The sequence below is a fragment of the Methylococcales bacterium genome (assembly GCA_030949405.1).
In the GTDB taxonomy this organism is placed as follows: Bacteria; Pseudomonadota; Gammaproteobacteria; order Methylococcales; family Methylomonadaceae; genus WTBX01.
Genome location: JAUZSN010000002.1, coordinates 1,064,982 through 1,077,862, shown reverse-complemented (window position 1 = coordinate 1,077,862; position 12,881 = coordinate 1,064,982). Strand labels below are relative to the sequence as shown.

General features: G+C 39.5%; 13 protein-coding genes. 4 read left to right on the top strand and 9 right to left on the bottom strand.

Going from position 1 to position 12,881, the window contains the following annotated elements; all coding sequences use genetic code 11:
• Nucleotides 1–105 precede the first annotated feature (105 nt).
• A complete protein-coding gene (locus tag Q9M50_05740) occupies nucleotides 106–1,014 on the top strand; it encodes a PfkB family carbohydrate kinase (GenBank protein MDQ7090133.1) in 909 nt (302 codons plus the stop codon).
• Nucleotides 1,015–1,044: 30 nt separating this feature from the next.
• Here the strand turns inward: Q9M50_05740 and Q9M50_05735 are convergent, their stop codons facing one another.
• The 9 genes from Q9M50_05735 to Q9M50_05695 are packed head-to-tail and all read right to left on the bottom strand — an operon-like array spanning nucleotide 1,045 to nucleotide 10,244.
• Nucleotides 1,045–1,674 (bottom strand): response regulator transcription factor, encoded by a 630-nt coding sequence (locus Q9M50_05735; GenBank protein MDQ7090132.1) that lies wholly within the window; start codon nucleotides 1,672–1,674, stop codon nucleotides 1,045–1,047.
• Between the two features lie 47 nt (nucleotides 1,675–1,721).
• A complete protein-coding gene (rsfS, locus tag Q9M50_05730) occupies nucleotides 1,722–2,048 on the bottom strand; it encodes a ribosome silencing factor (protein ID MDQ7090131.1) in 327 nt (108 codons plus the stop codon).
• The gene (gene nadD, locus Q9M50_05725) at nucleotides 2,038–2,670 is read right to left on the bottom strand and encodes a nicotinate-nucleotide adenylyltransferase (GenBank protein MDQ7090130.1); all 633 of its coding nucleotides are present in this window, start codon (nucleotides 2,668–2,670) and stop codon (nucleotides 2,038–2,040) included. Before nadD ends, rsfS begins: the two co-directional genes overlap by 11 nt.
• Nucleotides 2,671–3,933 carry a glutamate-5-semialdehyde dehydrogenase gene (locus Q9M50_05720; protein ID MDQ7090129.1) on the bottom strand — a complete coding sequence of 421 codons (1,263 nt, stop codon included), beginning with the start codon at nucleotides 3,931–3,933 and terminating at the stop codon, nucleotides 2,671–2,673.
• Nucleotides 3,934–3,984: 51 nt separating this feature from the next.
• Nucleotides 3,985–5,973: a nucleoside-diphosphate sugar epimerase/dehydratase gene (locus Q9M50_05715; protein MDQ7090128.1), complete on the bottom strand. Its 1,989-nt coding sequence runs from the start codon at nucleotides 5,971–5,973 to the stop codon at nucleotides 3,985–3,987.
• Nucleotides 5,963–7,018 (bottom strand): glycosyltransferase family 4 protein, encoded by a 1,056-nt coding sequence (locus Q9M50_05710; protein MDQ7090127.1) that lies wholly within the window; start codon nucleotides 7,016–7,018, stop codon nucleotides 5,963–5,965. Before Q9M50_05710 ends, Q9M50_05715 begins: the two co-directional genes overlap by 11 nt.
• Before the next feature lie 12 nt (nucleotides 7,019–7,030).
• Nucleotides 7,031–8,041 carry an NAD-dependent epimerase/dehydratase family protein gene (locus Q9M50_05705; GenBank protein ID MDQ7090126.1) on the bottom strand — a complete coding sequence of 337 codons (1,011 nt, stop codon included), beginning with the start codon at nucleotides 8,039–8,041 and terminating at the stop codon, nucleotides 7,031–7,033.
• 9 nt (nucleotides 8,042–8,050) lie between these two features.
• Nucleotides 8,051–9,463, bottom strand: a complete 1,413-nt coding sequence (gene tagF / locus Q9M50_05700) for a type VI secretion system-associated protein TagF (GenBank protein ID MDQ7090125.1) — start codon at nucleotides 9,461–9,463, stop codon at nucleotides 8,051–8,053.
• Between the two features lie 28 nt (nucleotides 9,464–9,491).
• Complete coding sequence (locus tag Q9M50_05695; protein MDQ7090124.1) at nucleotides 9,492–10,244, bottom strand: HAD family hydrolase; 753 nt, start codon at nucleotides 10,242–10,244, stop codon at nucleotides 9,492–9,494.
• 206 nt (nucleotides 10,245–10,450) lie between these two features.
• Between Q9M50_05695 and Q9M50_05690 the strand changes: the two genes are divergently transcribed.
• From Q9M50_05690 to Q9M50_05680, 3 genes are read left to right on the top strand one after another with little or no spacing between them, the layout of a single operon-like run.
• Nucleotides 10,451–11,215, top strand: coding sequence for an inositol monophosphatase family protein (locus Q9M50_05690; GenBank protein MDQ7090123.1), 765 nt, complete (start codon nucleotides 10,451–10,453; stop codon nucleotides 11,213–11,215).
• A gap of 19 nt (nucleotides 11,216–11,234) precedes the next feature.
• Nucleotides 11,235–12,014: a precorrin-4 C(11)-methyltransferase gene (cobM, locus tag Q9M50_05685; protein ID MDQ7090122.1), complete on the top strand. Its 780-nt coding sequence runs from the start codon at nucleotides 11,235–11,237 to the stop codon at nucleotides 12,012–12,014.
• Nucleotides 12,015–12,028: 14 nt separating this feature from the next.
• Nucleotides 12,029–12,859 (top strand): sirohydrochlorin chelatase, encoded by an 831-nt coding sequence (locus Q9M50_05680; GenBank protein ID MDQ7090121.1) that lies wholly within the window; start codon nucleotides 12,029–12,031, stop codon nucleotides 12,857–12,859.
• Nucleotides 12,860–12,881: the final 22 nt, after the last annotated feature.

The window sequence follows — 12,881 nt, the reverse complement described above, 5'->3', positions numbered from 1 at the left end:
ATAGTTTTATTTTTTTTAATAATCATCTTGTTAAAAGGATGAAAGTTAGTGAGCTATTGATAAAATACCTATCCTTTGAGTGTAATTTTTTATTAGGTTAATTAAATGTTATCTTTAAAATCAGTCATCAAGGTTGATGTACTTTGTCTGGGTTATGCCTGCTATGATTTAGTTTTTTCAGTTCCTCATCACCCCCATTCCGATGAAAAAATAGTGGCGACGGATTTTGTAGATTGTGGTGGCGGGCCTGCGGCAAATGCAGCCGTTATGGTGGCTAAGTTAGGCTTGAAATCAGCTTTTTCGGGTTATTTAGGTGATGATTTACAGGGGGAATCTCATTATCAAGAATTTCTACGTTATCAGATTAATACCGATTTCATTCAGCGAGGCTCAACTCCCACGCCGATGGCCTCTATTTTAGTTAAGCCGAATGGGGATCGTGCCTTGATAAATTATAAAGGAATCACCCAGCCATTAACTGCCGAGTCGATTGATTTTTCAACGCTGAATCCGAAGGTTATTTTATTGGATGGTCATCAGCCTCACTTATCACTAGCCCTACTCAAACAAAAAGAAACGAAGCAAATTCCAACTATTTTAGATGCAGGTTCCATTCACGAAGGCAGTTTAGCGTTGATGGGAAAGGTTGATTATTTAATTTGTTCAGAAAAATTTGCTTTACAACACAGTCAAACACTGGATAGTGCTTTGGAAAATCTGGCAAATTTAGCCCCCGTGGTTGTGATTACCTTGGGAGAAAAGGGGTTACTTTGGAGACGCGGTTTAGAATCGGGAACATTAGCCGCTTACCCCGTTAATGCGGTTGATAGTACGGGGGCGGGCGATGCGTTTCATGGTGCATTTGCTACGGCCTTAGCGTTAAATAAGGACTGGTTAGAATGCTTACGCTATGCCAGTGCCGCAGGGGCTTTATGCGCGACTAAAACGGGGGCGCGATTAGGATTAGCAACCCAAGATGAACACCGACGTTTTTTGTTTGAAAATACAATTTAAAAAATAGAGCGTTCGTTGTTAAAATCGTACTTAGGTTTGATTAAATTTATCGACCAAACGAACTAATTCAACATCATTTTTCACATCTAATTTTTTATAAATACGATAACGATAGGTATTAATGGTTTTATCTTTTATACCCAGTATTTTAACCATATCTTGGATACTTTTTCCTTGCAAAATAAGCCGAACCACTTCAAATTCTCTCGGGGAAAGAATTGAACACGGATTATTCTTATCTTTTGTTTTGGTTTTTATGGTAAATTTTTCAACAACATCCGCACACAAATAAATATCACCCGACATAACTTTATGAATGGTGCGTATCATTTCTTCTGAAGAAGAGTTTTTTGAAATAAAACCGACCGCGCCAATTTTTAAAAGTTGTTTGGGAACAGAATTATTATCATGCTGAGATAACCCAATAATTTTGGTTTCTGGGTGCGCCTTTAAAATACGTCGGCACGCTTCAGTTCCACCCATTCCAGGCATTTCAACATCCATTAAAACAACATCGGGTTGCTTTTCTTCAACCGCCAATATTGCTTGCTCACCACTTTCAGCAACCCCAATAACACTCAGGTTATCTGCATTATTTAATAACACTTTAATTGCGGTTGTAATTAATACGTGATCGTCAACTAGCAAAACTCTAACCATAAATAGCTCTTTTATTATTAATTTTAATTAGCTTTTTATGGCTCCACTTAATTTTCAAGCGACCATAATTTTTCGAGCTGATAAAGCTCTCGCATCTGGGATGTCATAATATGCAGGACAATATCCCCTAAATCTAATAAAACCCACTCAGACCCTTGTTCCCCTTCAATACCTAAAGGCTTGAGTCCTTGTTCTTTTATTTTTATAGCGACATAATTTGCCAATGATTGACCATGACGCTCTGACGTTGCTGTGACTAAAACCATAAAATCGGTCACACTGCTTTTATCTTTCACATTAATAACGGTAATTCCTTCGCCTTTCCGCTCATCTAATTCTGCGGTCACTAAGGTCAATAACTCATTAATTTGCATTCAAATTCCTGTAAAGTTTATTTTGTTGTATGTAGTTTATCACGCTGTCTGGCATTAAAAAGTGAGGACTTTTTTTCATAGACAGTAATGTTCTTATTTCGGTTGATGAAATAGCGAGCTGAGTAACCTTTTGAAAGTATAAATGGCCCGCTAAGGTTTGTTTGAGTTGCTCGGCATTATCGGCCAATCGAACTTTTAAAAAAGGATTCAGTCGTTTTTGTTGACTATTCGGTCGTGTCATCACCACGACATGGGCATAGTCAAATAATAATTGCCAACGATGCCATTTTTCTAAGTGGATAAACGCATCGTTCCCTATCAGTAACACTAAAGACTGTTTCGGTAATTCTGTACGTAAAGAGGCCAAGGTGTCAACCATGTAAGAAGCTCCGCGCCGTTCAATTTCTCGACAATCACAGCTAAACCCCTGATGACCTTCAATGGCTAATTGCAGCATGTTTAAACGCATACTCGCCGTAACCGAAGGCTGGTTTTTCAACGCAGGTTGGTAGCATGGAATCAATTTAATTTCATCCACGGCAAGCTTTTCTTTTATTTCTAAAGCCGTCCGTAAATGTCCGTAATGAATCGGATTAAACGTCCCGCCATAAATACCAATCATTTAGTCTCTAATTTGACCATCACCTAAAACAATATATTTCAACGTCGTCAGTCCTTCTAAACCAACAGGCCCACGCGCATGAAGCTTGTCGGTACTAATTCCGATTTCAGCTCCTAACCCATATTCAAACCCATCGGCAAATCGTGTTGACGCATTAACCATCACCGAACTGGAATCGACTTCCCGTAAAAAACGACGGGCTAAGGTATAATTTTCAGTCACAATGGATTCGGTATGCGCCGAACTATAGTGATTAATATGCGCAATGGCAGCATCCATATCGGCAACGAGTTTAATGGATAAAATAGGGGCAAGATATTCTGTTTGCCAATCGTCTTCGGTTGCTTGAACACAATTTTCAATAAGAGCCGCTGTTTTTTCACAGCCCCGCAATTCGACGTTTTCCACGGCATATTTTTCTGCGAGTAACGGTAAAAGGGTTGGAGCAATACTTTCAGCAATTAATAAGGTTTCCATCGCATTGCAGACTCCATAACGATGGGTTTTAGAATTAACCGCAATCGCAACGGCTTTTTCACTATCGGCTTCGCCATCAATATAAACATGACAAATACCGTCTAAGTGTTTGATCACTGGAATAGTGGCTTGTTGGGTAATACGCTCAATTAAACTTTTTCCCCCGCGAGGAATAATGACATCAACAAATTCCTTTAGGGTAATTAATTCACCGACCGCTGCTCTATCGGTCGTTTCAACCACTTGCACGACTTCATCGGGCAATCCCGCAATTTTTAAACCTTTACGAATACACGCCGCAATCGCTTGATTGGAATAGATTGATTCTGATCCTCCGCGTAAAATACAGGCATTTCCTGATTTTAAACATAAAGCCGCTGCATCAACGGTCACATTCGGTCGTGATTCGTAAATAATGCCAATCACTCCTAAAGGAACACGCATTTGGCCGACTTGAATGCCACTGGGTCGATAATTTAAGTGACTAATTTCCCCGACAGGATCGGGTAAAGCAGCGATTTGAGTTAACCCTTCTATCATCGCTAAAATTCCAGCGGGGGTGAGTTCTAATCGATCTAATAAGGCACTCTCTAAGCCTTTTTCTTTTCCAGCCTGTAAATCTTTTTCATTTTCGGTTATTAAGAACTCACTGTGTAATTCAAGTTGTTGTGCAATTTCGAGTAAGGCTTTATTTTTTTTTGCACTATCCGCCTTGCTAATCTCTCGTCCAGCTTGTTTTGCCTGTTTACCAAGTTGCTGCATATAGGCCTTAATATCCACGCGTATTCCTCATTATTTTTTTAAACCCTTAGTTAACATACCATTATACCGTTTAATTTACATGGCTGCATGATGACTTTTTTGATTTTTTGTCTTACTTTCCAAGCGTTGTAATCCTAAACTGACCTCATCAGCAACCGCACATTGCGGGTTAAACCCTGTCACCACTTGTTTTAATAGTTGCCGTACCGCTTCAAAATCATTGGCACTCACAATTTTTTCTAAAGTCGTTAATAACGCGCTTAATTCCTCCCAAGGAATAATGGTTTCTTCTGCGCGCATAATTTTTTCATGCTGCGTTTGTGAAACATTAGTGCCGATTAAGAGCTCTTCATAAAGCTTTTCACCAGGACGAAGCCCTGTATAAATAATTTCTATATCGCCTTCGGGTTGAGCGGCATCCTTCACACTAAAGCCACTCAGATGAATCATTCGCCGCGCCAATTCAACAATTTGAACGGGCGTTCCCATGTCTAAAACAAAAACATCACCGCCTTGTCCCATTGCGCCTGCTTGAATAACGAGTTCTGCCGCTTCTGGAATGGTCATGAAATAACGAATAATACGTTTATCGGTCACCGTAACTGGCCCACCTTTAGCAATTTGTTCTCTAAATAATGGCACAACCGACCCTGATGAGCCTAAAACATTACCAAAACGAACCATCGTAAAGCGAGTTTGTTGATGATCTTCAGGTTTTTGACTCAGGGCTTGTAAAATTAATTCGGCAAACCGCTTGGTCGCACCCATTGTATTGGTCGGTCGAACGGCTTTATCGGTGGAAATTAAGACAAAGGTTTCGACCTTGAATTTAATCGCTACTTTTGCAAGAGTTAAGGTTCCAAAAATATTATTCCAAATGGCTTCGGCTGGGTTTTGTTCAACTAAAGGCACATGTTTATACGCCGCTGTATGATAAATAGTTTGGATAACAAAGGCATTACAGACTTGTTCAAGTCGGTTTTTATCCGTTATGGAACCCAGAATAGGAATGATTTTGCACGAGGTGGTGTAAGTCGTTCGTAATTCTTTTTCAATGCTATAAAGCTGAAATTCACTCATTTCAAATAACACTAAGCAGCGCGGTTGATTTTCAAGAATGTGTTTGCATAATTCAGCCCCAATGGAGCCGCCCGCCCCTGTTACCATAACCACTTTATTGCGAATGTTCGCGTGTAATAAGGTTTCATCGGGAGGAACGGATTCACGACCGAGTAAATCCCCCACATCGACTTCTCTAATGGTATCAAACGTGAGCTGCCCACGGGCAATTTCATTAATATCAGGAATGGTGCGAACATGAATCGAATGCGGTTCTAATAAACGAATAATTTCACTGCGCCGCGCTCCTTTTACTGAGGGCATCGCTAATAACACATCACTGACTTTATAACGCTCAATCAGTTGTTCTAATGCGTTAAAAGGATAAATTTTTAAACCATTTACTTTTTGCTTGTGAAGCGAGGGTTTATCATCAATAAAGGCGACCGCTCTAAATTCATGTCCATGAACTAAAGCAGAAGCTAATTGTACCCCTGCGCAGCCTGCTCCATAAATCAGCACATTTTTTTTACCCTCATCAAGTCCCCTTTGTTTATTAATAATCCGAGAATAATTTTCTCTTAATAACCAGCGGGCGAAAAATCGACTGCTACCAATCAGTAACAGCATAATCATCCAATTTAATGTCGGAACCGTTCTTGGGATACTGCCAACGCCTGAATAAAAAACACAGGTTGCAAATAGAAGCGCGTAAAGAGTGGTGGCTTGAATGATTGTCCACAAGGCTTTAATGCCAATATAGCGAATAATCGCCCGATAAAGTCCCAATTTAATGAAGACGGGAACCGCAATAACGGGGGCGGCGATAAAGAAATAGATGATTTCATTCACAGGCCAATAAAAAAAACCTAAGCGCAATGAAAAAGCCACCCATAAAGCGATGACAGCAAAAATTATATCAACGCCAATTAAAATAGCAGCTTTCTGATTTCGAGAAAGGGCTAAAAAGCGTTCAATAATTTTATTGATAAGATCAGTCAACATGAAGCGTTCTCATATTTTTCACAGTCATAATAAGCGGGATGTAAGCAATGAGGGTAATGACAACGCCCCAATAAGGGTAAAAAATACTCACAGCCGCCCAAGGAAGCAACCAAAACGTGTTAATTGCTAATAAGCTTAGGTTGATTTGCTTATGAGCCTGCGTTCGTGCCTTTGTTTTTTTAAAACCTTGGTGTTCAAACTGTCTAATTAATTGATTAGAATAATATTGATAGGCATGACTACAATGGGCCTCGTACCATTTCTCCCCGTTTAAAACTCGAGTCGCTAAGGTAACCGATGAATCGCTGATAAAAAGAGCTAATAGAATGCTCCAGCTCCAAAGGTTAATCGTTTCATTAAGTGAGGTAATTAAAATCAGCACCCCAAAAATAAACCCTAAAAAACCACTACAGGCATCCCCCATGAAAATTTTAGCATGAGGCCAATTCCAAATTAAAAACCCCGCTACACAACTGGCTAACAGGAATAAGACTCGACTTTCATTATGATTATCTTGGATAAATAAGAGTAATGCGGCATTCACGCTAACACTAATGGCTTCGGAACTTGCAAGCCCATCAATTCCATCCATAAAGTTATATAAATTAAGCAGCCATGCGAGTGCCAAGGTATAAATAATAAAATTAACAATAGGAATATCGAGCGTGTATCCAAAAAAATACAGTAAAGGAAGTTCTGGCAGGCTGATTAAGATAATTAAAATTGAGAGGATATGAATCGAAAAACGCCAGCGGGCAGGAATAGACTGGTGGTCATCCCAAAAACCAATGCCTGCAATCAAGACACTTGAAATAATAAGGCTGACCAATACATCCCCTAATGAAATTAAACTGGCGTATTCAAGCCCGCAAAGCGCGATTAAAAAGACAATAACAACCGATAATCCGCCGCCTCTTGGGGTCGGGATAACATGGGAGCTTCGGGCATTTGGAATATCAAGTAACTTTTTATTAAGGGCATAATGGCGAATTAAATACGTTGCCAAACCGCTTAACAAAAAAGTGAGTAAAAAAAATAAGATCATCACCGTGACCCCTTATTCATTGGATTTATGAGGATAATTATTCCCAGTGTCAATTTTGCGGGTTTCCTCTTTATTTTTCAAATAATAGACCATATCCGCTAAAGCCGTGTGTAATGAGTATTGGGCTTTAAACCCTAATTCATCGTCTATTTTTGCCGATGAGTACTGCGCCGATCCCAATAATTTTTGTTTAACCTCCGAATCAAAAATAAACCGTCGGGCCATTAATTTTCCAATTAAATCCCCGATGAACGCTAACGCCTCTAAAAAAATTAAAGGAATCGTAAATCGAGCGGGCCTTTTATCTAAGGCAAGGCAAATCAACTCATAAAGCTGGCGCGATGAATAGGGGTGTCCATCAGAAACGATATAAATTTGCCCAGCCGCTTTAGGGTTTTCAGCCGTTAATAACGCCGCCCGTACCACATCCTCAACATGCACCATTGAACGGCGATTATTAACTTCGGGTAAAGAGGGAAAAAAACCTCGTGCAATCGCTTTAATCATTTTGGGAAGATTCCCTTTATCTGAATTTCCATAAACCATACACGGACGAATAACAACAGGATGGGGAACATAGCCCCCGTGTAAAACCAAGTGTTCCGCCGCAAATTTTGAATGCCCATAAGGGGTATCTGCAACCCGCTCACTGGTTTCATTTTGCATGGATTCGCTATCGCCAACCGCTTTAACGCTACTAAAATAAATAAATCGTACCACACCCGCTTGTTGGGCGGCCTCTAATAATTTTTGCGTTCCTTCGGTATTAATTCGATGATAGTCCGCCCGATCTTGTGAAATTTCAGATAACGCATGAGCTTTACCCGCTAAATGAAAAACCGTATCCACCCCATCACAGGGATTAACAGCCCACTCGTGCGTTAAATCAAGAATAATTTTGTTGGGCAACTCTATATCGTTATTTCTAACTAAATTAACAACATCAATCGACAAAGCCTGTAAATGCTGCCATAAAATTCGACCAATGAAACCATTAGTTCCTGTTATTAAAACTTTTTTCATACGCATTCTCTACAAAACATCAACAACCAACACGGTTACATTATCTTTCGCTTCGCGTGCAAGCGTTAATTTAATTAACCGATCAACGCTGCCTTGATAATTATTATTATTTAACGCATGTTCAATTTCATGACTAAAAACCTCATTATCTAAGCCATCACTGCACAATAAAAACTTATCCCCCGAACGTCCCTTAACAAGGGATAAGTCTAGTTCTAAGGTATTAAATGCACCGACTGCACGGGTAATCACATGACTTTTTTTAGCGAAGGATGAACTTTCATCACTATGATCTTGCGATAATTGCTCTAATTTTTGATCTCGTAAACGATAGACTCGACTGTCCCCCGCCCAAATATAAGCAAAATTTTCCCCATCCGATAATAAAGCAATCACAGTACTGCCAATGGTTTGTCCTGCAAAGAGTTTCTTTGCAAAATAGCGTAAGGTTTGATTAACTTTTTGCAGGCATTGTTGGGTGAGTTCAATACGCGCGTTAAAATCATCGTTGAAAACGAGTGCATTCATTTGGTGAATAATCATCCGACTAGCGACATCCCCCGCTAAATGCCCGCCCATTCCATCCGCGACAACCCATAAACCCAAGTCAGGACGGTCTAAAAACGCATCTTGATTATAATGCCTTCGATTTCCTTTATCGGTTTCAGCATAGGACTGCCACCTGTTATTTTTTGGCGTGTCATTCCCCACCGTAATCCTATTGCTCGGATATTTCTGATTAAATAAATGTAATTTTTCTTGAGGATTATTAGACTTATTCTGCGCTTTTACTAACTTACGTTCTTTGGACCAACGACACCGTAATAAATTTGAAAATTCAGTCACAGGCGGAAAGCCTTTAAAAATTAATGATTCATTCTGATTGTTATCGGAGGATTGAATGGACCATAAACTATGTGCAGGCGAAAAAGGCGTATGTTTTTTATGTTTACGCGTTTTCGTTAATAAGGTTGAAACAGAAACCGTTGAAATATTAATGAGTAACTGCTCTATTGAGGCGACATCTAATTTATTTTCCCGTGCGGTTAAGGCAATTTTTTCTAACTCCAAATAACACGTATTATTCAAACTAAGTAAAACGGGGTCATCATTTTTCACAGGTACAGGAAGGGCAAGGGTTAAAGGAAAGTAGCCCCCTTTTTTATCAACACTCGGTATAATGACCCCCATCCAACCCGTTTCACCACATAAGCCCGGTGTCAATGCGAAACGCCAGATTGGACAGGCTAAATAAATATCGAGCCAGTTCACCCCTAATGTCTGTTTACTGGCTGCAATTGAGTGTTGTAACCAATTAGCCCAAGGTTCAACAAACTCATTAGGTAAATGCTGAAAAATAAAATCATCTAAAATGGGGAGTTTTCCATAAAAACCAGGAATTAAGGGGGACTTCTTTAACATTTCATGACCTAAACCCGTTAACAAGCATTTAACCCAAAAATTTTTTCTGCAAAATTTGACTATTCGTCGGGGTAATAAAATAATCGCACAATTGCATATAGGGCATGTCAGTCAAACTATCGCCCACGCCAAAAGATAAATAATTAGCATACGTTTGATTAAATTGTTGCAGCAAATAACTAACCGCGGGGGCTTTATTTAAAAACTGGGGGAACACGGCGAGGTTATTATCATTCAAATGACAATAAAAATCTAATTGTTGCGCGTTTAGATAGGGTTTGATAATTTGATTCGAGACCGCCTTTAAAACCTCGGGATCACGATCGTGATGTTTAATGGATAAATAAAACGTTAACCCAAAATCAGCCACTAAACGAATTTTTAAAGGAATTGATTGCGTCTTGGCCATCGTTTCAACATACTTTGTTAGGGTTTTCAATTCCGATAACAGCGGGTTAATTTTTGATGCGATTAGATTAAACCAAGCCTTATCAACAGAACCCTCTGCGTTTAAAATGATGCCGCCATAATTAATAATGGCATAATCAAAGGTTTGAATACTAGGCACCCGTAAAAACGATGCATAATCACGTCCCGTGGTGGGAATTAAGCGCGTATTTGCCTTTAATAAATTAAATAAATGCTGCTGCTTTTTCGTAAAAAAAGAATTCGTTGATCCTTCCTTTAAAAAAGTGGCGGGGGTAATCACTGTATTAGGGGGGCATTTACGCTGTGTTTGAAAAACAGTATCATCAAGATCAAGAAATACAAAAAGTTCCATAAATGAGCTTAAAGGACATGTTTAAAAAAGAAAAGGCATAATGTTTTGTGAAAAAAAATTATACCGCATTAACACTATTTAAGCCCTAATAATCTTCATAAACGAATCACCAACAATTCCCTAAGATAACAGATAAAAAATACGCGTAACAAATTACGTTATCGCTTAAACTTATTATTTAATTTTTAACTATCAAGGACTTAATCATGTCTATTTCGCTTAACGTACTCGAAAAAATTATTCGAGACGCCGGCGCACTCGCCTTAACTTATTTTAATGATTTAAAAAAAACTGAAATTCACCAAAAAGCTCCGCGTGATTTTGTAACCGATGCCGATGTTGCGGTTGAACAGTTTTTAAAAGAAAAATTAACCACAGAATACCCTCAATTTGGTTTTTGGGGAGAAGAAAGCGGACAAACAGACGACCAAAATCAGCGTTGGATTGTTGACCCGATTGATGGGACGCATTCATTTGCCAAGTCACAATATTTTTGGTCCATTAGTGTCGCTTTAGAGATTAACGGTGAAATTGTTTTTGGCGCGATTTATGTTCCCACAGTGGATGATTATTATTGTGCAGAAAAAGGGAAGGGGGCTTGGAAAAATGGCGACATTACACGAGTCTCGCCTGAAGCTGACTTAGGAAACTCAATGGTTGCGACAGGTTTTGCTTGTTTACGCAGTTATTTAGACGATAATAATTTAGCGCGTTTTTGTCGAATTGCCCAAAAAACCACAGGACAACGGCGTTTTGGCTCAGCAGCGATGGATTTATGTATGGTCGCCGATGGTCAAGTGGATGCTTTTTGGGAGCAAGAATTAAATTTATATGATGTTGCCGCAGGCGTATTGATTGTTACTGAAGCAGGCGGAACTATTACGGATTTCAAGGGGAATGAGGGCGTTTTTCCTAAACAAATTTTAGCAACCAATAAGAAACTATTGCCGCAAATTTTACCCTTAATGTGAAACACGCTAAACTATTCAAATGAAAAAAATATATTTTGTCGGTGCAGGGCCAGGTGATCCTGAATTATTAACACTTAAAGGCCAACGTTTAATCAGTGAGGCGGATGCGATTTTATTTGCAGGCTCGTTAGTGTCCGATGCGGCAATGAAATGGGCAAAAGAAAGCTGTAAGATTCAAGATTCCAAAGGGATGACGCTAACAGAAATTACAGATTGGTTAATTCATCATGCCGTTGAAAATGCCCATGTAATTCGACTACAAACAGGCGACCCCAGTTTGTATGGGGCCTTAATTGAAATGGTGCAACCTTTAGACAAGGCAGGCATTGCAATCGAAGTGGTTCCTGGAGTGACTTCCGCAATGGCCTCGGCGGCGGCGGCCATTGAAACATTGACCTTACCCGAAGTCACTCAAACCGTTATTTTTAGTCGAGTTGAAGGGCGAACGCCTATGCCACAAGGCGAGTCATTACGCGAACTTGCCGCGCATCATTGCACCTTATGCTTGTATTTATCCATCACGTTATTAAAAAAAATAAAAGATGAATTGTTAATCGCTGGGTGGTCTGAAGATTCGGTTATTGTCGTGGTTTATAAAGCCAGTTGGCCGAATGAAGAAAAAATTATTCGCGGCACATTAGCGACCATTCGTGATGATTGTCAAAAAGCAAAGATTAACAGCCAAGCGATGATTATTGCCAGTCCTACATTAGGGGCGCGTGATTGGAAAAATTTAAAAAAATCGAAACTATATGATGCAGAGTTTAGCCATCGGTTTCGTAACGCTATTAAAACTTAATAAGGGATAAAAAATTGAAAGCAACGATTTTATTAGTCGGTCATGGGTCACGAGATTCACAAGGTAATGTTGAAATAGACGAGTTTGCCAATCACTGGCAACAGCAACACCCCGATTGGCGGATTGAAGTTTGTTTTATTGAATTTGCAACCGTTTTATTAGATGAAGGCTTTGATAATGCGGCCAAAAATTCGGAACGTGTTTTAGTCATCCCCTTGATCTTAAATGCAGCGGGTCATGTAAAAATGGAGATTCCTGAGCATTTAGATAAGGCACGGTTACGTCATCCTCAAGTTGAGTTTAATTATGGTAAGCATTTAGGGGTTAATAGCGCGATGCTAACCTTACTTAGACGGCGACTGATGCAATTAATGGCTAAAATTGCGATGCCCGATCCCAAAACAACGGGGGTTATTATTTTAGGGCGCGGGTCATCGGATAAAGTGGCAAATGGTGAAATTGCAAAATTAGCCCGTTGGTTATGGGAAGAAACCGATCATGAGCTGATTGATATTGCGTTTACAGGCATTACTTATCCGCGCTTAGAAACCGTGATTCAGCGACAAGTTAAACTTGGAATGAAACAAATTGTCATTCAACCTTATTATTTATTTACGGGGACGTTAATTAAACGAATCAGTGAGCAATTTGGTTATTTACAACAACAATACCCACAAACGCGACTCGTCTTAGGCTCTTATTTAGGTTTTGAAGCTGAAATTTACCAATTATTAGATAACAATGTTGAGAGCTTATTAGACTCTCAAAAAACAGTAATGATGGAATGTGATGGCTGCAGCTATCGGGTATTTGCTCAAGAACATGGACAGGGGCATCAACATTAAAGCGAAGCATCAAGCACCCAAT